The 20,440-nt window shown below is 71.6% G+C and carries 22 protein-coding genes; 17 read left to right on the plus strand and 5 right to left on the minus strand.

Annotated elements, in window-relative coordinates; translation table 11 throughout:
* Positions 1–40 precede the first annotated feature (40 nt).
* Positions 41–994 (plus strand): hypothetical protein, encoded by a 954-nt coding sequence (locus ACWD0F_RS36925; protein WP_449884529.1) that lies wholly within the window; start codon positions 41–43, stop codon positions 992–994.
* Here the strand turns inward: ACWD0F_RS36925 and ACWD0F_RS36930 are convergent.
* On the minus strand, positions 976–1,263 hold the full coding sequence (locus ACWD0F_RS36930; RefSeq protein ID WP_449884532.1) for a Dabb family protein: 288 nt from the start codon (positions 1,261–1,263) through the stop codon (positions 976–978). The genes ACWD0F_RS36925 and ACWD0F_RS36930 overlap by 19 nt on opposite strands.
* A gap of 86 nt (positions 1,264–1,349) precedes the next feature.
* On the opposite strand from ACWD0F_RS36930, the gene ACWD0F_RS36935 reads away from it, so the two are divergent.
* The 14 genes from ACWD0F_RS36935 to ACWD0F_RS37000 all read left to right on the plus strand — a co-directional run bounded on the left by ACWD0F_RS36935 (position 1,350) and on the right by ACWD0F_RS37000 (position 15,762).
* Entirely contained in the window at positions 1,350–2,963 is a 1,614-nt protein-coding gene (locus tag ACWD0F_RS36935) for a carbon-nitrogen hydrolase family protein (protein WP_449884535.1), read from the plus strand.
* Complete coding sequence (locus ACWD0F_RS36940; protein ID WP_449884538.1) at positions 2,960–3,760, plus strand: oxidoreductase; 801 nt, start codon at positions 2,960–2,962, stop codon at positions 3,758–3,760. The genes ACWD0F_RS36935 and ACWD0F_RS36940 overlap by 4 nt, the downstream gene beginning before the upstream one ends.
* A complete protein-coding gene (locus ACWD0F_RS36945) occupies positions 3,757–4,665 on the plus strand; it encodes an alpha/beta hydrolase family protein (protein WP_449884541.1) in 909 nt (302 codons plus the stop codon). Before ACWD0F_RS36940 ends, ACWD0F_RS36945 begins: the two co-directional genes overlap by 4 nt.
* Positions 4,658–5,788: an aromatic ring-hydroxylating dioxygenase subunit alpha gene (locus ACWD0F_RS36950; RefSeq protein ID WP_449884543.1), complete on the plus strand. Its 1,131-nt coding sequence runs from the start codon at positions 4,658–4,660 to the stop codon at positions 5,786–5,788. The genes ACWD0F_RS36945 and ACWD0F_RS36950 overlap by 8 nt, the downstream gene beginning before the upstream one ends.
* Positions 5,785–6,480, plus strand: a complete 696-nt coding sequence (locus ACWD0F_RS36955) for a hypothetical protein (RefSeq protein WP_449884546.1) — start codon at positions 5,785–5,787, stop codon at positions 6,478–6,480. The genes ACWD0F_RS36950 and ACWD0F_RS36955 overlap by 4 nt, the downstream gene beginning before the upstream one ends.
* The gene (locus ACWD0F_RS36960) at positions 6,477–7,391 is read left to right on the plus strand and encodes a hypothetical protein (RefSeq protein ID WP_449884548.1); all 915 of its coding nucleotides are present in this window, start codon (positions 6,477–6,479) and stop codon (positions 7,389–7,391) included. The genes ACWD0F_RS36955 and ACWD0F_RS36960 overlap by 4 nt, the downstream gene beginning before the upstream one ends.
* Complete coding sequence (locus tag ACWD0F_RS36965) at positions 7,376–8,083, plus strand: SDR family oxidoreductase (RefSeq protein WP_449884551.1); 708 nt, start codon at positions 7,376–7,378, stop codon at positions 8,081–8,083. Before ACWD0F_RS36960 ends, ACWD0F_RS36965 begins: the two co-directional genes overlap by 16 nt.
* Complete coding sequence (locus ACWD0F_RS36970) at positions 8,080–8,820, plus strand: maleate cis-trans isomerase family protein (protein WP_449884554.1); 741 nt, start codon at positions 8,080–8,082, stop codon at positions 8,818–8,820. The genes ACWD0F_RS36965 and ACWD0F_RS36970 overlap by 4 nt, the downstream gene beginning before the upstream one ends.
* Before the next feature lie 78 nt (positions 8,821–8,898).
* A complete protein-coding gene (locus tag ACWD0F_RS36975; RefSeq protein ID WP_449884556.1) occupies positions 8,899–9,579 on the plus strand; it encodes a hypothetical protein in 681 nt (226 codons plus the stop codon).
* Positions 9,579–10,550 carry a hypothetical protein gene (locus ACWD0F_RS36980; protein ID WP_449884559.1) on the plus strand — a complete coding sequence of 324 codons (972 nt, stop codon included), beginning with the start codon at positions 9,579–9,581 and terminating at the stop codon, positions 10,548–10,550. Before ACWD0F_RS36975 ends, ACWD0F_RS36980 begins: the two co-directional genes overlap by 1 nt.
* A gap of 2 nt (positions 10,551–10,552) precedes the next feature.
* The gene (locus ACWD0F_RS36985) at positions 10,553–11,458 is read left to right on the plus strand and encodes a hydroxymethylglutaryl-CoA lyase (protein WP_449884561.1); all 906 of its coding nucleotides are present in this window, start codon (positions 10,553–10,555) and stop codon (positions 11,456–11,458) included.
* Positions 11,455–12,975: a class I adenylate-forming enzyme family protein gene (locus tag ACWD0F_RS36990; protein ID WP_449884564.1), complete on the plus strand. Its 1,521-nt coding sequence runs from the start codon at positions 11,455–11,457 to the stop codon at positions 12,973–12,975. Before ACWD0F_RS36985 ends, ACWD0F_RS36990 begins: the two co-directional genes overlap by 4 nt.
* Positions 12,959–14,278, plus strand: a complete 1,320-nt coding sequence (locus ACWD0F_RS36995) for a DUF4437 domain-containing protein (protein WP_449884567.1) — start codon at positions 12,959–12,961, stop codon at positions 14,276–14,278. Before ACWD0F_RS36990 ends, ACWD0F_RS36995 begins: the two co-directional genes overlap by 17 nt.
* Positions 14,279–14,358: 80 nt before the next feature.
* Positions 14,359–15,762, plus strand: coding sequence for an MmgE/PrpD family protein (locus ACWD0F_RS37000; protein WP_449884569.1), 1,404 nt, complete (start codon positions 14,359–14,361; stop codon positions 15,760–15,762).
* Positions 15,763–15,833: 71 nt separating this feature from the next.
* On the opposite strand, the gene ACWD0F_RS37005 is transcribed toward ACWD0F_RS37000, so the two are convergent.
* Positions 15,834–16,301, minus strand: coding sequence for an ATP-binding protein (locus ACWD0F_RS37005; protein ID WP_449884572.1), 468 nt, complete (start codon positions 16,299–16,301; stop codon positions 15,834–15,836).
* Positions 16,298–16,696 (minus strand): hypothetical protein, encoded by a 399-nt coding sequence (locus ACWD0F_RS37010; RefSeq protein WP_449884573.1) that lies wholly within the window; start codon positions 16,694–16,696, stop codon positions 16,298–16,300. Before ACWD0F_RS37010 ends, ACWD0F_RS37005 begins: the two co-directional genes overlap by 4 nt.
* A gap of 104 nt (positions 16,697–16,800) precedes the next feature.
* On the opposite strand from ACWD0F_RS37010, the gene ACWD0F_RS37015 reads away from it, so the two are divergent.
* Positions 16,801–17,565, plus strand: a complete 765-nt coding sequence (locus tag ACWD0F_RS37015; protein ID WP_449884576.1) for a GntR family transcriptional regulator — start codon at positions 16,801–16,803, stop codon at positions 17,563–17,565.
* Between the two features lie 15 nt (positions 17,566–17,580).
* Here the strand turns inward: ACWD0F_RS37015 and ACWD0F_RS37020 are convergent, their stop codons facing one another.
* Complete coding sequence (locus tag ACWD0F_RS37020) at positions 17,581–18,864, minus strand: MFS transporter (RefSeq protein ID WP_449884578.1); 1,284 nt, start codon at positions 18,862–18,864, stop codon at positions 17,581–17,583.
* A gap of 51 nt (positions 18,865–18,915) precedes the next feature.
* Here ACWD0F_RS37020 and ACWD0F_RS37025 point away from each other — a divergent pair, with 51 nt between their 5' ends.
* A complete protein-coding gene (locus ACWD0F_RS37025) occupies positions 18,916–19,836 on the plus strand; it encodes a winged helix-turn-helix transcriptional regulator (protein WP_449884580.1) in 921 nt (306 codons plus the stop codon).
* On the opposite strand, the gene ACWD0F_RS37030 is transcribed toward ACWD0F_RS37025, so the two are convergent.
* On the minus strand, positions 19,784–20,356 hold the full coding sequence (locus tag ACWD0F_RS37030; protein WP_449884582.1) for a hypothetical protein: 573 nt from the start codon (positions 20,354–20,356) through the stop codon (positions 19,784–19,786). The genes ACWD0F_RS37025 and ACWD0F_RS37030 overlap by 53 nt on opposite strands.
* Positions 20,357–20,440 lie beyond the last annotated feature (84 nt).

Below are 20,440 nucleotides of genomic sequence, written 5' to 3' on the forward strand. Positions count from 1 at the left end.
GCCGTTTCTTTATAGGAAACAGCGTTCCGAGGAGGAACCCATGGGCCTCAGAAGCCTGCTGGCCGCGCTGATCATCACGCCGGCGCTCCTGCCCACCCCCGCCCACGCCCAGTCGGTCACCAGAGTCGAGAACACGGTGGAGATCGGCTGCGCCTTCACCACGCTCCGCCAGGGCAGCGACTGGTACTTCCCGTCCGGCACCCCCAAGGCGCTGCTCTGGTTGCAGCACGGGTTCGCCGGAACCAACGACGGCCTGGCCGACATCGCGCAGCGCTTCGCGGCCCAGGGCTTCCTGGTGTTCGCGCCGAACCTGCCCTCGGCGCACATCTTCGGCTGCACGCTGCAGAACCTCGGCAACAACACCGACTTCCTGAACAACGTGGCCGGCCTGTTCGGCGGCAGCGCCCAGCAGGCCGCGGCGCTGGAGCGCAGCTTCTCCGACGCCAGGACGAAGGCCGGGCGGACGGGCCTCGCCTTACCCGGCGCCCTCGTCTTCGCCGGGCACTCGGCGGGCGGCGAGGCGGTGCCGTACGTGACCCAGCGGCTGCGCGCCGCCTCCCCGGCCGCGTTCGCCAAGGTGCGCGGGCTGATCCTGTTCGACCCGGTGAAGTCCATCGCGGGCGACAACCTGGGCAGCGCGCTCGGCCCGCTCAGTGGCACGGGGTTGCCGATCCTGGCCATCTCCTCGCCACCGTACCTGTGCAACAGCGACGCCGGCGGCACGAAGGAGCTGATCGCGCGGCTGGCGCGGCCCTTCCTCGGCGTCCGGCTGACCACGGGATCGCACGTGGACGTCGAGGGCGCGAGCGCGCCGGCGGTGGAGAAGCTGGCCTGCGGCACGCCGCAGGCCAAGAACGTCGCCGCGCTGCAGACCCTCGCGGTCGGCTGGGCGGGCGACTTCGTCGGCGGCGCGCCCACCGCGAGCCTGTATCCCGGCGGCGCCACCTACGAGGGGCTCCGCGCGGCGGGGACGATTCAGCCGCTGGTCTCGTAGTCGACGACCGCGCGCGCGGCTATCCGGGGGCGCAGCCAGGCGGCCGCCTCCAGGTGGACCGGGTGCTCCTGGTAGCCGCGCAACCCCTCGGCCGAGTCGTGGACGGTGATCATGCACAGGTCGTAGGAGACCGGCGATCCGACCACGTCCAGGCCGACCGTGAGCTCCTTGATCTGCTCGACCCGCCCTCTCAGCCCTTCGAGCAACTCCTTCCCCCCGGCCGCGTCGGCGGGATCGGCGAATCTCATCAGCACGACGTGGGTCAGCACGGGCCGCCTCCTCTGGACATTCACGGGTGGTTCGCGAGATCCTACTTCTTGGAAACGCTGTTTCTCCAGACGTAACAGGAGGCCGCGTGGTGCGCGTCGCCGCGGTGCAGTACGAGGTCGGCACGGACGTCGCGGCGAATCTCGCCGCCGCCCTCCGCATGATCGACGCAGCCGTGGCGCAGGGCGCCGAGCTGATCGTGTTACCCGAGTTCTGCAACCACCTGTCCTGGTACACCGGCCGCGACCAGGCCCGTTCGCTGGCCTGCCGGCACGGCGACGCCTTCCTGACCGCCGTCGCCGGCCGGGCCGCCGCGCACCGCGTCCTCGTCAAGATCGGCGTCACGCTGGCCCGCCAGGACGGGCGCACCACCGGCGCCTCCCTGCTCTACGGCCGGGACGGGACGCTGCTCGGCGAGGCGGACAAGCAGGTGCTGATGGGCGCGGAGAACGACCATCTCGACCCCGGCGCCTCCGTCGGGCCCGTGGTGGAGACGGAGGCGGGCCGGCTCGGGATGTACGCGTGCATGGAGGGCGTGATCTGCGAGGTCACCCGCGGGCTGGCGCTGCGCGGGGCGCAGGTGCTGCTCAACAGCCTCAACTCCTTCGCCGTCGACGAGGCGGCCCTGCACATCCCGGTCCGCGCGGCCGAGAACAAGGTCTGGGTCGTGGCCGCCAACAAGGTCGGGCCGCTGATCCCCGCCGACCGGCTGGCCGAGGTGAGCGCCGGGCTCGGCGTGCCGCCCGAGTGGCTGCACGGGGCGGGTGAGAGCCAGATCGTCGCCCCTGACGGGTCCGTGGTCGCGCGGGGGCCGCGTACCGGGGAGGCGGTGGTGGTGGCCGACATCGATCCGCCGGCCGCCGACGCCGAGCGGGCCCGCCATCTCGCCACCCGCCGCCCCGGGCGCTACGGCCCGATCGCCGAGCCGCCCCGCGACCGCGCGGCCCCGGCGGGCGCGCCGGAGCTGCCGGTCGCCGTGGTGCGGGGCGACGCCGCCCTGGTACGCCGGGCCGCCGCCGAAGGGGCCCGGCTGATCGTGCTGCCCGAAGGCTCACCGGTCACGGCGGAGGAGGCCGCGCGGGCCGTCCACGGGACGGACGCCCACGTCGTCACCGGCACCGGCCTCCTGATCGGCCCCGGTGGGCCGGACCTCGGCCGCCTGGGCGACCCCGACGGCCCTGGCACCGGCCGCCTGGACGGCCCCGACGGGCCGGGACACCCTGACGCCGCCCCCGCGAGCGGGCCGTGTGAGGTCTACGACCTGCCGTGGGGGCGGCTGGCGATCATCGCGGGAGCGGCGGCCCGGCATCCGGAGGAGTTCCGGCTGGCGGCGCTGGCCGACGCCGACGTCGTGGCCGTGCCGTGCACCGCGCGCGAGCCGTGGGAGCTGCGCCTGGGCCTGCTGGAGCGGTCGGCCGAGAACCGGCTCAACATCATCGCCGCCGGCCAGGACGGCCCCGGCGGGCTGGCCGGCGCGATCCTCCGGCTGCCCGCCGACTTCACCCTGTGGACCGCGTGGCAGGGCCCGTTCACGGGGCAGATCAGTCATCCCGTGGTGACCCACGTCAAGAACACCGACCTGCTCGTCCAGGGCACCCTCTCCCCCGCCCAGAGCGTCAACCGGCTCGTCTCCCGCAACACCGACCTGGTGGCGGGACGACCGTGGCGGCTGGCCGGCGCACTGCTGGAAGGACATCAGTGAAGGAAACGCCGCAACACGTGGAGCAGATGCTCGACGAGTCCCCCGTGATCGACGTCACCGAGACGTTCGAACGGCTGAGTGACATCCTGGCGGAGCTCAAGGCCAAGATCGACGAGCGGTTCGAGCTGACCAGGGACGCGGCCTCGCCGGGCGCCTACGGAACACATCCCGAGGGCCCCGGCGGCCGGCTGGACGCCTTCGCGGGGCCGGAGATCGACTGGATGGTCCACTCCTGGCTGGGCAATCCGAGCGCCGGCTTCGCCAACCTGCACCTGACGGTCTGGCTCGGGCCGCACGTCCGGGTCCCGCATCTGGGCATCGCGCTGCTGGTGTGGCCGGAGGGCTGGTTCTACCAGGACTTCATCCCCCGGGCGAGCCTCACCCAGGACGGCGGCCACTTCGACCGCCACTACGCGGCGCTCGACGCGGACTGGCTATCTTTTAAAGAGAAAAATCCGGACTTCGTGTGGTTCACCAGCCGGGCCGCCTTCATCCGGGCCAGCCTCTCCCCCAACGCCTACTGCTACTCCTTCCCCCGCGCCCAGCCGCACATCGACACCGTCCGCGACCTGCTGCACGCCCAGGTCGACCGCTGGCTGGCCTGGGTGGCCGAGGCCGAGCCGGTGCCCGCCGCCGAGCGCCCCGCGCTGGCCGCCGCGGACCTGGCGGTGCGGCGCAACATCGCCGAACGTGACCCCGCCAACGTGATGGGCGTGCGCTACTTCGGCCAGGAGCAGACCGACCGCCTGGTCAGAGGGCTCTGGGGCGGCGACCGCAGCCTGCCGAGGCCCGCATGATCCGGTCGTTGTGGTGGGCCGTCAAGACCGGCGGGGAGCCGCCGTTCGACACCGCCCACCTGAAGGTGCACTATCCGGCCGCCGACGAGGGCGACCGGCTGACGGGCGTCTTCCAGCCGGAGGGCGGGCCGTACCCGGTGGTGCTGTTCGTCTCCGGGATCAACGTCGGGCAGGACGCCTACCGCTGGCTGGCCGTCGAGATCGCCCGCGCGGGGTTCGTCTGCGTGACGTTCGACCGGGTCGGCGAGCTGTTCGGCGGCGAGTACGGCCTGACGCCCGGCGTGGACCTCGACGCCGCCGTCCCCGCCACGTACGGCACCCGCCCGACCTGTCCGGCCATCGGCGCCATCCTGACCGCACTGGCGGAGATCGACCTGCTCAAGGGCGCCATCGACCTCGACAATGTGGCGCTGGGCGGGCACTCGGCGGGCGGATCCGTGGTGCTCCAGTCGGCCAGGCACTTCCCGTCGGTACGCGCGGTGTTCGCCTACGGCGCGCACACCATGGTGGCGACCATGCTCGGCTGGCCGGCGGGAACGGTCGTGCCCGCCCAGGTGGACTGCCCGGTCCTGCTCTCGGTCGGCACCCACGACGGTGTGATCATGGGCAGCTCCGACCGCTACGGCCAGGAGGAGCACCGCCACGATCCGGTCACCCGCACCTTCGAGGAGGCGCTGGGCGAGGGCGAGCACCTGCTGGCCGTCATCGAGGGCGCCAACCACTTCGCCATCGCCGACCCGGTCGATCCCACGGCGGCCCGCGCCTTCCTCGACCTGCCCGCCACCGCCGAGCCCCGCCCCGAACTGGCTCTGCTGATCACCTCCTTCCTCCGCACCCACCTGCACGGTGACGCGGCGGCGCGCGGCATCCTGGAGAGCCTGGACCTCAGGAGGAGCCATGCTTAAGAACTTCTGGTACGCCGTCGAGTTCAGCCACGCCGTACGGCGGGAGCCGCGCAAGGTCACCTGCCTCGGCCAGGACTTCGTGATCTGGCGGCGCCGCGACGGCCAGGTCGCGGTGCTCTCGGACCTGTGCGTGCACCGGGGCGGCGCGTTGTCGATGGGCACGCTCGTCGGCGAGGACCGCATCGCCTGCCCGTACCACGGCTGGCAGTACGAGGCCGACGGCACCTGCGTGAAGATCCCGGCCAATCCCCCGGATCGCGGCATCCCCAAGAAGGCGCGGGTGGACGCGTACCCGACCGTCGAGCGGTACGGCCTGGTCTGGGCGTACCTGGGTGACCTGCCCGAGGAGCAGCGTCCGCCGATGCCGCACTTCCCCGAGCACGACGACCCGGCCTTCCGCGCCGTCTACTGGGAGACGACCGTCGAGGCCAACTACGAGCGCACGATGGAGAACGTCGTGGACGCGGCGCACACCCCGTTCGTGCACGGCACCTCCTTCGGCAACCCCGACAAACCGGAGATCCCCGACTTCGAGGTCACCCAGAGCGACTGGCAGGCCGAGGCCGACATCCTGCTCAGCCCGCCGCCGCCGAAGGGCCTGTGGAGCCTGCTGCGGTCGGGCAAGCGCGCGGAGCACGTGGTCGTCACCAACGGCTGGTACCTGCCGAACATCGTCAAACTGCACGTCCGGCTGCCGTTCGGCGACCTCATCCTGTACGACCACAACATCCCGCTGTCGCAGGGCCGCACCCAGGTGAAGATCGTCGGCTACCGCAACTTCTTCACCGGCAAGTGGGCCGACAAGAACGCGCTCCAGCGCATCTCCAAGATCTTCGAGCAGGACCGGCCGGTGGTCGAGTCGCAGCGGCCCGAGCTGCTGCCCTTCGACCTGTCCGCGGAGCTGCACCTGCGCAGCGACGCCCTCCAGGTCGCCTACCGGCGCCGCCGCCAGCAGCTCATCGACCAGGGCTGGTGGGTGGGCGGCGACGACCTCGTCATGGGCGACGTCCCGCGCCGCCAGGCCACCGTGATTCCCTCTCCCGCCCGCCGTGACAACCCCGAACTCGCCCGCGCGTGGGTGCACAAGTCCCGCACGGACGACACCCGAGGAGAGCAACCGTGAGCCTGCCCGCCGCGCTGAGCGAGCGCACCCTGGACCGCCTGGTCACCGCCCTCGGCCTGGAGGTCGCCGCGGACGTGCCGCTGACCTCGCCGATGTCCCCGGCCCCCGTCGGCCGCCTGCGCGTCCTGCGCCCGCCGGACGGCGAGACGGCCAAGGTGGTGGCGGTGACCCTGGTGGTGCCGCCCATCGGCCTGGACAGCCACATGATCTTCGCCTTCACCGGCCCGGAGTCCGCGGTCCCGCACTTCACCCTGGACGCGGTCGCCTCGGCCGGCTACCACGCCCTGCACCTGGACCTGATCCCCCGCGCCGAGCTGGCCGTGCACCTGCCCTACCTCGACGCCTGCTTCCTGCCGCTCACCGAACCGCTGGAGAGCGCCTGGCAGCTCGACGGCCTCACGGCGGCGGCCGTCGGCCCGCGCCAGCGGGCGATGATGTCCCCCTGGATGCTGGTCTGCCGCGCCACCGAGGACGCCTTCGCCAAGCTCGGCCCGACCGTGGAGACCTACCTCGACCACTGGCTGCACCTGCTCGGCACCGGCGTCCCACCGGTCGGCGGCCCCCTGGCGGCCCGCGACCAGGCGAGCCGGGCCAACCTGTTCTCCCCCGACGTGGACCCGGTCTGGCACCAGGTGAGCCGGCTGCTAGGCGCGGAGCAGACCGAACGCGTCCGAGGGGAGCTGCTGCGATGAGCGAGCCCAGCGAATGGCAGCGCCGCATCGAGGGCGAGTGGCACGGCCGGCCGTCGCTGTTCGACGCCACCGGCACCTGGCAGGGTTTCGAGGACATCCGGCGTTCGTCGGTCTTCGACGACGGCGTGACCACGTACTACATGGACGGCGGCCTGGAGGGCGGCGGACCGCTGGCCGGCCGCTTCCGGCTGGGGGCGCCGTTCGCGTTCGGGGTGGTCGACTCCGACGCCGACCGCCTCTACACCGGCCCCGACTTCTACGGTTGCGGCCAGCCGTACGGCTCGTTCGTGGACGCCCGCTACTACGGGCCGGGCTGGCAGGTGGACCTCAACACCTGGAACCAGACGATCGGCGACGTCCAGGTCTACTCGTCGCTGCTGTTCCAGGGCCCCGCCGTGGCCGGCTGCTTCAACGGCCTCTACACCCGCGACGCCGCCCAGGTCGAGCAGTGGTTGCCGGCCGAGACCAGGAACGGGCCGGTGCCGTTCATCCTGCCCACCAAGACGGCCGGCGCCTACGCCGGCGCGTGCGAGGTGTTCGGCCCGGACCAGAAACCGGCCGGCAGCGTGCGGATCACCGTCGAGCTGGAGCCGATCGACCTGCTCAGGACCCGGCACCACGTCACCTGGGCGGGCGCGCTGGAGCGCCGCCACACCGTGGAGGTGCGCAGGGACGGCTTCCGCTCGTTCGCCGAGGGCCCGGAGGCGTGGGGGAACGCGCAGGCGTACGGACGGGCGAACTTCCCCAGCCTGCACCTTCCCGGCGCCTGGCGGCTCACCGGCCGCGAGTTCATGATGGACGCCACGCCCGGCATGGGCGCGGGCACCACCCTGGCCGTGGCGTACGAGCTGTTCGAAGGCAACCGGCTCACCGCCGTCGTCCATGGAGTGCTCACATGGTCATCGTCGTGACAGGCGCGACCCGCGGCATCGGCCGCGGGCTCGCCGACCAGTTCCTCGCCCACGGCCACGAGGTCGTCACCTGCGGCACCACGGGCGGTGACGTGACCGCCGACGTCACCGACCGCGAGCAACTGCGCAAGGTGTGGGACACCGCCGTGGAGCGGCACGGCCGCGTGGACATGTGGATCAACAACGCGGGCGTCACCCAGTCCCGCCTGCCGCTGTGGGAGCTGCCCGACGACGAGGCCCGCCACGTGGTCGGCGTCAACCTCACCGGCGTCGTCAACGGCTGCGCGGTCGCGCTGCGCGGGATGGCGGCGCAGGGGCACGGCCACGTGTGGAACATGGAGGGCCTCGGCAGCGACGGCCGCACCGTGCCCGGCCTGGCGCTCTACGGCGCGACCAAGCGGGCGCTGACCTACCTCACCAAGGCGCTGGCCAAGGAGGTGCCGGCAGGTGTCTCCGTCGGCCTGCTCAGCCCCGGCATGGTCGTCACCGACCTGCTGCTGCGCGATCTGAACCCGAGCTCGCGCAGGACCTTCAACCTGCTCGCCGACCGGGTGGAGACGGTCACGCCGTGGCTGGCCGAGCAGGCGGTCAAGCGGGCCGCGAACGGGGCCCACGTGCGCTGGCTGACCGGCCGCAAGGTGCTCGCCCGCTTCGCCCTGGCCCCGTTCACCGACCGGAAGGTGCTCCCATGACCGACGCGCTCGGCTGGCGCCGCAAGTTCGGCGTGATCGCACCCTCCACGAACACCATCGTGGAGCCCGACTTCTACCGGATGACCGTGCCGGGGGTGACCGCGCACTTCAGCCGGATCCACATCCGCGACCAGAACATGGCCGGCGACGCGGGCATGGAACGCCTCCTGGAGCAGATCCGCGAGGAGATCGGCGCGGCCTGCGAGCGGGTGCTGACCTGCGAGCCCGACTACATGGTGATGGGCATGTCCGCGGAGACGTTCTGGGGCGGCGTCGAAGGCAACCGCCAGTTCGTCCGGCAGATCCACGATCTCACCGGGCTCCAGGTGGCCACGGGCGCGGAGGCGTGCGAGCGGGCGCTGAAGCTGTACGGGGCGCGCCGCATCGGCGTCGTCACCCCGTACCAGCCGGTCGGCGACGAGAACGTGGTGCGCTTCTTCTCCGAGATCGGCTTCGAGGTGACCGCGATCCACGGGCTGAAGTGCCCCACGGCGGTGTCGATCGCCCACGTCACCGAGTCCGAGCTGCGCGACGCCCTGGCCCAGGTCGCCGCCGGGGCGGACGCGATCGTGCAGTGCGGCACGAACCTGTCGATGGTGGGCCTGGCCGACGAGGCGGAGCGCTGGCTCGGCCTGCCGGTCATCGCCATCAACGCCGCCACCTGGTGGATGGCGCTGCGTGACAACGGCATCGAGGACCGGGTGCACGGCGCGGGCAGCCTGTTGCGGGAGCACTGAGCACCGAGCAACGGCGCCCTTAGAGGGAGCCCTAAGAGGGAGCACTAAGAGGGAGCACTGAGAGAGGGAGCACCGAGAATGGACTATCCGTTAGCCCTGGCACTCGTCGATTTCCTGCCGGTGCTCGCCATGGCGGCCGGGATCGTGCTGCTCGTGCCCTACGTCGGCCGGGTCTCGGGCCCGGTCACCGGGCCGCTCGCCGGGCGGGTCACGCTGGTGGCAGGGGCGCTCGTCGTGCTCGGCGGCCTGCTCAAGGCCGTGTGGAAACTGCTGGTGGCGGCCGGTGGGCCGGACGTCTGGTGGCTGGCCGGGGTGCAGTTCTACCTGTTCGGACCCGGGTTCGCGCTGCTGGCCTGGGCAGTCCTGGCCGGGCCGCGGGCCGGTGGGCCAGTGCTGGGCGGGAGGGCGCCGTTGTGGGCGTTCGCCGGCTTCGCGGGCGCGGGTGTCGTCGCCGCGCTCGCCACCGGGGACACCTGGCCGCTGCTGCTGGTGACCACCGTCGGCGCCACGATCCTCGCCGTCCGGCTGCTCCTGCTCTCCCGCCATCCGGCCGGGCGGGCGCTGTTCGGCTTCAACCTCCTCGGCACGTACGCGATGGGCCTGCTGGCCTCGCGTCCCGACCAGACCATCGCCCTGCAGTGGGCGGAAGAGTCGCTCAACACGCTCACCTGGGCGGCCTTCGCCGTGGCCGTCTGGCGGCTGTCGCGCGAGAGCGTCCTCACGGATGACCCGATAGGAGACCGATCATCGCCACGTTAGTGAGGCGGCTGCTCGTCGCCGCCGTCGCCACCCTCACCGTCACCGTATCCACCGCGACCGCCACGCCACCGGCCGCTCTCGCCGCGCCAGCGGGTGCCATCGCCGCGCCACCGGCCGTGCCCGCTGCGGCGGCGCCGGCCTGGGTGGCCCAGCACGCGACCACGATCGGCGCCGACCCCGCCGCCGTCTACCTGCCGCCCGGCCGGACCGCCCTGCCCGTCGCGCTGCTGCTGCAGGGCGGCAACGTGCCGAAGGAGAGTTACGGCCGGTTCGCCAGGACGGTCGCCGGGTTCGGCTTCGCCGTCGCGGTGCCGGACCACCGGCGCTCCGTGGGGCCGGTCAGCGGGCTGTTCCCCGAGAGCGCCCAGATCGACGCCGCCGTGCGGTGGGCGGCGGCGGAGAACGTCCGGGCGGGCTCGCCGCTGGCCGGGCGGCTGGACGCCGGCCGGCTGGTGCTGCTCGGGCATTCGTTCGGCGCGGCCGCCGGCCTGTTCGCGATCGGCGGGAGTTGTGTCCCGCCGTTCTGCTTCGGCCCGGTCTACCAGCGTCCGGCCGCGCTGAAGGCCGCCGCCTTCTACGGCGCGGCCACGGCGTCGCAGGGCGGCCCCGCGGTGCCCGTCGCCAACGCCGGCGTGCCGGTGGCGCTCGTGCAGGGCGACGCGGACGGGGCCAACCTGCCCGCCGCCGCGCGGGCCACGTACGACGGGCTGACCTCGCCGCCGAAGGCGTACGTCACGGTCCACGGCGCCAACCACTACGGCCTCACCGACACCCAGACCCCGCCCGGCGCCACGCCCGACGCCTCGCCGCAGACCGTCGCGCAGGACGCGAGCGTCGACACCGCCGCCAGGTGGAGCGCGCTGTTCCTGCGCGCCTCGCTCGGCGACGCCCTGGCCGCGGCCTACGTCTACGGCTTCGGCGACGCCTCCGACGACGGCGTCACCGTCGTGCACGACAGAGGCGGCCCGTGAACGTGGGCACAGATGTGGGTGTGGTGGAAGTCGGCCCGCGCGACGGCCTGCAGAACGAGAGCGTCCTGCTCGGCACCGACGACAAGGTCGCCTACATCGAGGCCCTGGCAGCGGCGGGGCTCACCAGGATCGAGGCGGTCAGCTTCGTGCACCCGCGCCTGGTGCCCCAGATGGCCGACGCCGAGCAGGTGATGGCCAGGGTCCCCCGGCGCGACGGGCTCAGCTACATCGGGCTGATCGTCAACGGGCGCGGCCTCGACCGGGCGCTCGACGCGGGGGTGGACGAGGTGAACGTGACCGTGGTCGCCACCGAGACGTTCTCCCAGCGCAACCAGGGCATGACGGTCGCCGGGGCGCTCGCCTCGTTCGCCGCCATCGCCGGGCGCGCCCAGGGGCTGCGGGTCACCGCCACGATCGCGGCCGCGTTCGGCTGCCCCTTCGAGGGCGAGGTCTCCTCCGGCCATGTCGCGGAGCTGGCCCGGCAGTGCGCCGAGGCGGGCGCGGACGAGATCGCGCTGGCCGACACCATCGGCGTCGGCGTCCCGGCCGACGTGCGGCGGCTGACCTCGGCCGTACGGGAGCGGACGGGGCTGCCGCTGCGCTTCCACTTCCACAACACCCGCAACACCGGCTACGCCAACGCGCTGGCCGCCGTCGAGGCGGGGGCCGCCGCGCTCGACGCCAGCAGCGGCGGGATCGGCGGCTGCCCGTTCGCCCCTGCGGCGACCGGGAACATCGCCACAGAGGACCTGGCGTACGCGCTGCGGCGGTCGGGCATCGGCACGGGGGTGCGACTGGACCGGCTGGTCACGGCCGCCTCCTTCGTCGCGGAACGGCTCGGCAAACAGGCCCCGGCCCTGCTCGGCCGCGCCGGCGACTTCCCACCCCCACAGGTGGATGCCTCGTGAGGCCGGGGTATGCGCTGTCGATCGCGGGCGGGATCCGGGAGCTCGCCGCCGCCTCGCCGGCCACGGTGGCGGTGGTCGACGGGGACCGGCGGCTGACGTACCGGGGGCTGGACGATCGCTCAAGCCGCCTGGCGAACGTGCTGCTCGGAGCCGGTCTCCGCCCCGGCGAGCGGGTGGCGGTGCTGCTGGGCAACCGGCTCGAATATCCGGAGGTCGCGGCGGGCATCGCCAAGGCGGGCCTGGCGATGGTCCCGCTCAACCCCCGGATGGCCCCGGCCGAGAGCGCGTACATCCTCGGCCACTCCGGCGCCCGCGCCCTCATCGCCGACCAGACCTGGGCGGCGGCGGTGGAGGGCGTGGCCCTGCCGGACACGCTGCTCAGCCTGGGCGGCGCCGGGTTCGGCCCCTCGTACGAGGCCGCGCTGACCATGGCGGACGCCGCCGACCCCCGGATCGAGGTCGGCGAGCTGGAGCCGTTCTGCGTCGCCTACACCTCGGGCACCACCGGCCGGCCCAAGGGCGTGGTGATCAGCCACCGCTCCCGCTCGCTCACCTTCTACGCCTCCGCTCTGGAGTGGGGTCTGGGCCCCGGGCGCCGCACGATCGCGGTGGCCCCGATGTACCACGGCGCCGGGTTCGCCTTCGGCTACGCGCCGGTCTGCACCGGCGGCGCCGTCGCGATGTTGCGGTCGTGGGACCCGGAGCGGCTGCTCGCGATGATCGAGAAGGAGCGGGCCCAGTCGGTGTTCCTCGTCCCCACGCACGCCCACATGCTGCGCGCGCTCGGCCCCGAGGCCCTGCGGGCGTACGACCTGTCGTCGCTCGACACCCTGTACTTCAACGCGGCGGCCCTGCCCGGCGCCCTCAAGGAGTGGGTGCTGGACGCCTTCCCCGGCGTCGGCGTGCACGAGTTGTACGGCTCGACCGAGGCCGGCATCGTCACCGACTGCCGCCCCGCCGACGCCCGGCGCAAGCTCGGCTCCGTCGGCCGTCCGTGGTTCATGACCGAGGTCAGGATCGTCGACGACGAAGGCAACCCGGCCAGGCGCGGCGAGTTGTTCAGCCGCTCGCCGTACCTGATGAACGGCTACCTCGACGACCCCGAGGCCACCGCCGCGTGCACCACCCCCGACGGCTTCCTGACCAGCGGGGACATCGTCGAGCGCGACGACGAGGGCTTCATCTACGTCGTCGACCGCAAGAAAGACATGATCATCTCGGGCGGCGTGAACATCGCGCCGCGCGAGGTCGAGGAGGTTCTGTCGGCGTTCCCCGGCGTGGCGGAGGCGGCCGTGGTGGGCCTGCCGGACGAGCGCTGGGGCGAACGGGTGGCCGCCTTCGTGGTCGCCCTGCCCGGCGCGGACCTCGACGTCGGCGCGCTGGTCGCGCACTGCCGTACCCGGCTGAGCGGGCCCAAGGTGCCACGCCGGATCGAGGTGGTCGGCGCGTTGCCCAGGAACGCGGCGGGCAAGATTCTCAAGCGCGCCTTGAAGGAGGAGCATGCGCCCCCATGTTGAAGTGATCCACGAGGACGACTACATCTGGCACGCGGCCGAGCTGGTCGGCGGCGAGGGCCGGGCGAGCGAGCGGCGGTTGTCGGTGGACGAGGAGGACGGCTCCTGCTCGCTCCGCGTCGACTTCCACACCGACTGGGGCCGGGGCCCCGGCGTCCATCACGCCACCACCGAGTTCTACCTGCTGGACGGCTCCATGACGTACGGGGACCGCCGCATCGGCGCGGGCGGCTACCTCTACCTGCCCAAGGGCGTGCCGGCCGACGCGGTCACCTTCGCGGAGGGCACCCGCGTCCTGCACTACCGCGAGTACGGCGACGCCGGATTCGACCCCGTGGACAGCCCGAACGCGCCCCGCTGGGACGGCGCCCGCGAGGAGGTCATCGTCCTCGACTCCGACGCCATGACCTGGGACGCCGTGCCGAACCCGGGGCCGATGCCGGGCATGTTCATCAAGTATCTGCACGTGGACCCCGTCACCGGCTTCTACACCAGGCTCGTGCACGCCCAGGAGGGCTGGGCCGACCACCGGCTGGCCCACCATCCGTGTTACGAGGAGGCGTACACGGTGCAGGGGCTGATGGAGTACAACTTCGGCACGCTGGACCTCGGGACGTACTTCTTCCGTCCGGCGCGGGTGAAGCACGGCCATTTCACCTCCATGGAGGGCGGCGCGACGTGGCTGCTGCGCTCGGACGGAGAGCTGTACAACTGGTACACCGAGAACGAGTGGGTGCGGTGGGGCGGCGAGGCCATCAACTGGGGGCCGGGAGAGGGGCGCATGCGCTGGTCACAGTCGGCGCACGACCTCGGCCGCGGCTCCGGCAGACGGAGTGAACGGGACCGGGAGATGCTGGGGGCCTCGCTCGACTACGCGCGGGAGCAGGGCGCGACCGACTCCGACTGGTTCCCGCCCGGCCATGGTCCCGACAAGAGCCTGCTCGCCATCGCCAAGGCCATGGACGCCGCCCGCCTCCAGGGCGGCCACTCCCCGGCAACCCCCCACGACCACCACCACCCCGACCCCGACCCCGACCACTCCGACCCCCACCACGATCACGGCGACCACCCTGAGCACGACCATGACCATGGCCACGATCACGGCCACGGTAACGACCACGACGGCCTTCCTGCGCCGGAGTGGGGCGCGGAGCCCGCGGCGCTGGAGCACGCGCAGGAGCGGGAGTCGCACAACTGGGGCAAAGGCCGGGCCTGGAAGCCGGGCGATCCCGTCCCCGCCCCGATCGTCTCCAGCCTCCCGGTCCGCAGCCGCTCCCGTGGCCGCTGGGACGGCGACGGCATGTGACCACTGGCACCACGACGGCCTGCACGACGACGGGAGATGACCGCTCCCCGCACGCTTGACGGAGGAGGGATGATCTTCTGGTGACCACTCACGTGCGGGAACTGGCGGAGTTCGCGGTGGACTGCCGGGACGCGGGCCTGCCCGTCGCGGTGCGCGACGACGTGCCGGGCCGGGTGCTCGACGTACTGGGCAACTGCCTGGCCGCCTACGCCGAGCCGGACGGCGACGCCGCGCCCGCGGTGTTGCGGGCCGTACGCCGCTGGGCCGGAAACGGCGAGGCCACCGCGATCGGCAGCGGCGACCTGCTGCCCGCGCCGTCGGCCGCGCTGGTCAACGGCACCCTCGCGCACTCCCTCGACTACGACGACACCCACCTGCCGTCCGTTCTGCACCCCTCCGCCCCGGTCGTGCCCGCGGCCCTGGCGGCGGCGCAGAGCGCGGGCGCGAGCGGCGCGGAGCTGATCGCGGCCATCGCGGCGGGCATCGAGGTGTGCGCCAGGCTCGGCATGGCCTCCTACCTGCCGGAGGAGCGCAACTCGCGCTTCTTCGAGCAGGGCCAGCACGCGACCTCCATCTGCGGCACGCTGGGCGCGGCGGTGGCGGCCGGGCTCCTGTACGGTCTGCCGGCCGAGGGCATCGCGCACGCGATGGGCGTGGCGGCCTCGATGGGCTCCGGGCTGCTGGAGGCCAACCGCACGGGCGGCACGATCAAGCGGGCCCACTGCGGCTGGGCCGCCCACGCGGGGGTGTCGGCCGCCGTACTGGCGCTGGAGGGGCTGACCGGACCGCCGACGGTCCTGGAGGGGCGGTTCGGCTTCTTCCAGGCCTGGCTGGGCGGGCGCTACGACGCCGGCGCGCTGCTGTCCGGGCTCGGCGAGCGGTGGGAGTTGCTGCGCACGGTCTACAAGCCGTACCCGACGAACCACTTCACCCACCCGGCCATCGACTGCGCGCTGGCGCTGCGGCGCGACGGACTCGACCCGTCCCGGATCGAGTCGATCGAGGTCGGCGTGGCCGCCCCCGTGCTCCGCACGATCGCCGAGCCGCCCGAGGAGAAGGCGCGGCCGCGCTCGCCGTACCACGCGAAGTTCTCCGGCCCCTACACCGTCGCCGCCGCGCTGCTCGGCGGCGGCGGCCTGGGGCTGGCGCTGGACGACTTCGCCACGCTGGACCCGGCGCGGCTGGCGCTGGCGGCCCGGGTGCGGTGCGTGCCCGACGAGCGGGCCTCAGAGATCTTCCCCTTGGCGTTCGCGGCCGTCCTCCGGGTACGGCTGCACGACGGCTCGACGCTGGAACACCGGGTGGACTCCTCACGCGGCGGCCCGGAGCACCCCCTGTCGGCGGCGGACCTGGAGACCAAGTTCCGCAACAACGCGACCCGAGCCCTACCGGAGACCCAGGTCCGCGAGCTGGCCGAGACCGTCGCCGAACTGGGCACGACCCGCACCGTGACCGACGTACTGGCGCGAACCGTAGTCGGTTAGCACCGTCCGCACCGCACGCGTCCACGCCACGACCCGCTCTGGAACGATCCAAGTCCGCAGCTCGCCATGCATCACGCCTCCAGGACGCAGGCGGATGAATCCGGCGCAGCGGATGGGGCGGGCTCCGTCGTGAGCACTTCAGCCCACACCGTGGCGCCCATGGGTCCCCGGCGTACGCCCCACCTGGCAGACGTTTCCGCGACCAGCCACAGACCGCGTCCACGGCACTCACCGACACCGGACCGACGGGGACGCGGCATGGTGACCGATCCTTCATCGGTCACCTCGATGCGCGCGAGCCTGCTACCGACCTCCAAGACACCGACGACGACCAGCCCGCCCCGCCACCCGGAGCGGGTATGCAAGATCGCATTGGTCGTCAGCTCGGAAACCGTGAGACGCACGCCGTCCAGATGCTGGTGTCCCGCCGCCTGCAAGGCGAGCGCCACGGAGTGCCGGACGAGCCGTACCGAGGAGTCCACTCCCGGGACGACCAACTCGGCTAGAAACGTCTCTTGCGAGGTATCGGCGAGGGTCATGCGGCTTTCTCGCACTTCTTGATCAATGCACAGACTCGTTCGCGGAAGGCTGCGAGAGCCGCGTCTCTGTCGCTGAGGACCCACACCTGACAGCCGTTCCGTCGCGTGCGTTCGGCGACGAGCGCACGGCAGTTGACTTTGTCGAGCACCGCGACGATCTCGACGCCCGGCCATGCCGCCGAGGCCACGCGGTCTCTTTCGGCCAAGATGCCGTCCACCACACGGACCCAGAAGGCGGTCTCCGCGACATCGGGGGACGGGTGCCGGTCACTCTGCGAAACGTTGTCGGAGATGAACACCACGGCAGGAACGGGTTCGTCGAGGAGGTACCAGTGCTCGTCGCGCCAGCGGAAGGTGCGGCGGGCATGGTGTATCGGATCGTGCGGGACGGGCATCGACGCTCCCATCGGAGATCGTATACGCGAATCTTGATTTCGTATACGAACTTGCCTGCACGTGTACGCTCCTGTCAAGCGCTTACGAAGATGAGGAGGTGGCTGTGGCGGAACGGGCACATGCTTACGAGCGGATCGCAGAGCACCTCCGTCAGCGAATCCGTTCAGGCGAGCTCGGCCCGGGCAGCCGGCTTCCGTCCCACCGCGTCATGGCGGAGGAGTACGGTGTTTCGGACATCATCATTCGCCGAGTGGTGGATCTGCTGCGCATGGAAGGGCTCGTCGAGTCAAAGCGCGGATCAGGCACCTTCGTCCGGACCCGTCCGTCGGTCCGCCGGATATCGATGGACCGCTACCTGGCCGACAAAGGCCCTCAAGCGGTCCCGCAGACCTCGTTCACCCGTGACCAAGGCATCAGTTGGTCGCAGTACAGGCTGGACAAGAGATTCGACTGGATCGAGGCCGACGAGCGGCTGGCCGGTCTGTTCGACGTACCCGTGGGCACGCGCGCGCTGGAGCGGCGGTTCGTGTTCTACGCCTCGGGGGCTCCGAGTCAGATGAGCCGCTCATGCCTGCTCGCTCGCGATGTGGAAGGCACTCCGGTCGCCGACCCGCGTAACGAGCCGTGGCCAGGCGGCAACATCGGCCAGCTCCGCTCGCTCGGGATCGAGGTCAACGGCGACATCATCGAAGAGACGGCCGTGCGGATGCCGACACCGGAAGAAATGGAGTTGCTCGGCATCACCCCTGGTGTGCCGGTGTTCGCCATCACACGGCAAATGTTCTCCAACGGCCGCGTGGTCGAAGTGGCTGACCCCATTGTGATCCCGGGCGACCGCGCTGCCCGGGTCGATCGGATCTCGGTCTAAGGGACTGCCTGGCTGCTAGGCCGGTTCGGCGTCAGCGGCGAAATCCGGCGATGTGGTCGATCCGTCGCCCACTTGATAATCGGTGAGATCGCGCAGGTGCCGGATCGGTGAGGCCAGCAGGACCAGCGGCATGCAGGCGGCCGCGACGACGAAAATCATCAGGGTGACCCGGCCGCCGAGGAGCCCGGCGATGGCTCCGGCGATCAACCCGCCGATCGGGATCGCGCCCCAGGACACGAAACGGACCGTCGCCATCACCCGGGACAACAACTCGGGCGGGGAGGCGATCTGCCGGTACGTACGGGTCACCACGCTGATCACCACCACGCCGATGGAGAAGACGACGTTGCCGACGGCGAACGCGACGAAGCCCTGCCAGCCAGTGCCGAGAGGAACGACGAACGCCCCGGCGACCGAGACGAATCCGGCGACGATCAGGGCGCGGGCGGTGCCGAGCCTGGCCGTGATCCGGTTCGTCAAGGTCGCGCCGATCAGCATGCCGACCCCGTCCGCCGCCAGCAGCAGGCCGACGAGGCCGGGTGCGGCGTGCAACTCGCGCACGAGGTAGAGCGCGTAGAGCGCGTGTTGCGCCCCGCAGACGGTGTTCGCCGCGGTGGCGGTCCACATGCACGGGCCCATCACCGGGTGACGCGCGACGAAACGCCAGCCTTCGCGGATCATCGCGCGCACCGGAGGCCAGGCGTCGGGGGCCTGGGCGCGGCGTTCTGGCAGGGTACGCAGCAGCAGGGCTGAGACGAGGTAGCTGACCGCGTCGACGAGCAAGGTGGGCACCGCCCCGAGCACCTGGACGATGAGACCGCCGACGGATGGCCCGCCGAGCGCAGTGGTGGCCTGGGTGCCGGAGGTCAGGCTGTTGCGGGACAGCAACTGCTCCTTGCTCACGATCGACGGCAGGAAGGTCGAGTTGGCGACGTCGAAGATGACGTTCGCGAAGCTGATCACGAGGGCCACGATCACCAGGTGGGCGATCGTCAGACCGTCCAGCCACCAGGCCGGCGGGATGGAGATGATCGCCGCCGCGCGGGCGAGGTCAGCGGCGATCTGCACCCTTCGCATGGGCAGTCGCTGCACCATCACCCCGGCGGGTAAGCCGATCACGATCCAGGCGACGTAACTGGCGGCGGCGATCACGCCCATCTCCAACGCGGAGGCGTCGAGCACCGTCAATGCCGTCAGCGGCAGCGCCACCGCGCCTACCGCCGAACCGACCCCGCTGGTCGTGCCTGCCGTCCACCAGCGCCAGAAGACGCTCGCGCCACGCGCACCGTCGACTACCATTCCGCCGCTCCCTGAGTGGGTTCCAAAATGGAACGTACTATACTGATGGGTGTGAAGCGAGCTGATCTCTCCGACGCCGACTGCGGCATCGCGCAAGCACTCGGAGTGATCGGCGACTGGTGGACGTTCCTGGTGGTGCGCGACATCACCGGCGGCACCACGCGCTTCGACGGCCTGCAGCGTGAGCTCGGTGTCAGCCGCCGGGCTCTGGCCGAGCGCCTGGCCAGCCTCGTGGAGCATGGGGTGCTGGAGAAGCGGCCCTACTCCGATCGCCCGCCGCGCTACGACTACCTGCTGACCGCGAAGGGCGAGGGCCTGCTGCCGGCGCTCATCGCACTGCAGGATTGGGGCACCAGGCATGTGATGGGCGATGGGGCACTGACCGCGACCAGCGCCGACGGGTCAGCCGAGATCCGCCGCGTGCATGAGCTGATCAATCGGAAAGTGCCGGATGTCGTTCTGGAACGACACGACGGTGAACGGGTCGCACCCGGTGTACCGGGCGTCTGGACCGTGCTCTACTTCTTCCCTGGCGCCTTCGCCCCCGGCGCCCAGAACTATCCGCCTGGCTGGGCCGACATCCCCGGCACCTCGGGTTGCACGTTGGAGTCCCTCACCTACGCGTCACGGCATGCCGACTTCGAGGCGTCCGGTGCCGCGATCCGAGGCGTCAGCACCCAGCGTCCCGACCAGCTGGACGCCTTCGTCGCGCACGCGAGGCTGCCCTATCCTCTTCTCTCCGACCAGGACAACAAGCTCGCGGCCGGGCTGCTGCTGCCGACGTTCCGGGTGGCCGGCGTCGACCGCTTCAAGCGCCTCACCTTGCTGGCCGACCCCGACGCGATCATCCGCGCGGTGCAGTTCCCGATCAGTGATCCGGCCGGCTCAGTGGAAGAGATGCTCGCCCTCGTCCGCAGTCCTACCAGCCGTCCCACCCTCGGCAGCCCCACCAGGGACCGGTCAGATGCCTGAGCCCGTACTCGTAGTCATCGCCGCGCGGTTGACCGTGGGTGGCCCACACAAAGCACCGCGAGCCCTCGATCGGCCAATCGCTGATCCGCAGTTCTACTCCGGTGGGCTCCTTTCCCTCTCCTGCGATGCGGCCGCACACCGGAAAGAGTCCTGTCCACGCGCAGGTGGGGAGGTCTTGCGCGCCGCCGCGAAGGACGTTCTGGGCGAAGCGCTCCATGCTGGACTGGGAGAGCGCGAAGCGCGTTTTGAACGGCAGGTCGGCATCGACTGCAGCCCATAACCCGAAGACGATCACGGGCAAGAGGAGCCAGCCGAGAAAGTGGCGTCGTACCGTTCTGGCGTCTTGTATCAACGCCACCATGAGGCGGATGGCCCAGTACAACATCAGCGGCACGAGAGCGAAGATCACGACCACGCTGGATTCTGAATAGCTGAAGGGAACGCTCACCCACCAAGCAATGACGAGCGTGGCGATCACGACAGCAGCGTGGTAGCCCCGTCCTGGTGGCTCGTTGATCATGGCGTCACCTTAACGCTGAGTGAGCTCCAGCAGCATATCTGCCGGCGTGATCGCGGGTTGAGCGTGCGGGTCGGCACGGAACTG

The sequence above is a fragment of the Nonomuraea sp. NPDC002799 genome (assembly GCF_053592075.1).

Excerpts from the sequence above, each read along its gene's own strand:
- ACWD0F_RS36975 (WP_449884556.1), top strand. The coding sequence starts at position 8,899 with ATGGACTATCCGTTAGCCCTGGCACTCGTCGATTTCCTGCCGGTGCTC.
- ACWD0F_RS37005 (WP_449884572.1), bottom strand. The coding sequence starts at position 16,301 with ATGACCCTCGCCGATACCTCGCAAGAGACGTTTCTAGCCGAGTTGGTC.
- ACWD0F_RS36950 (WP_449884543.1), top strand. The coding sequence starts at position 4,658 with ATGCTTAAGAACTTCTGGTACGCCGTCGAGTTCAGCCACGCCGTACGG.
- ACWD0F_RS36970 (WP_449884554.1), top strand. The coding sequence starts at position 8,080 with ATGACCGACGCGCTCGGCTGGCGCCGCAAGTTCGGCGTGATCGCACCC.
- ACWD0F_RS37030 (WP_449884582.1), bottom strand. The coding sequence starts at position 20,356 with ATGATCAACGAGCCACCAGGACGGGGCTACCACGCTGCTGTCGTGATC.
- ACWD0F_RS36945 (WP_449884541.1), top strand. The coding sequence starts at position 3,757 with ATGATCCGGTCGTTGTGGTGGGCCGTCAAGACCGGCGGGGAGCCGCCG.
- ACWD0F_RS37010 (WP_449884573.1), bottom strand. The coding sequence starts at position 16,696 with ATGCCCGTCCCGCACGATCCGATACACCATGCCCGCCGCACCTTCCGC.
- ACWD0F_RS37020 (WP_449884578.1), bottom strand. The coding sequence starts at position 18,864 with ATGGTAGTCGACGGTGCGCGTGGCGCGAGCGTCTTCTGGCGCTGGTGG.
- ACWD0F_RS36995 (WP_449884567.1), top strand. The coding sequence starts at position 12,959 with ATGCGCCCCCATGTTGAAGTGATCCACGAGGACGACTACATCTGGCAC.
- ACWD0F_RS36925 (WP_449884529.1), top strand. The coding sequence starts at position 41 with ATGGGCCTCAGAAGCCTGCTGGCCGCGCTGATCATCACGCCGGCGCTC.
- ACWD0F_RS36960 (WP_449884548.1), top strand. The coding sequence starts at position 6,477 with ATGAGCGAGCCCAGCGAATGGCAGCGCCGCATCGAGGGCGAGTGGCAC.
- ACWD0F_RS36965 (WP_449884551.1), top strand. The coding sequence starts at position 7,376 with ATGGTCATCGTCGTGACAGGCGCGACCCGCGGCATCGGCCGCGGGCTC.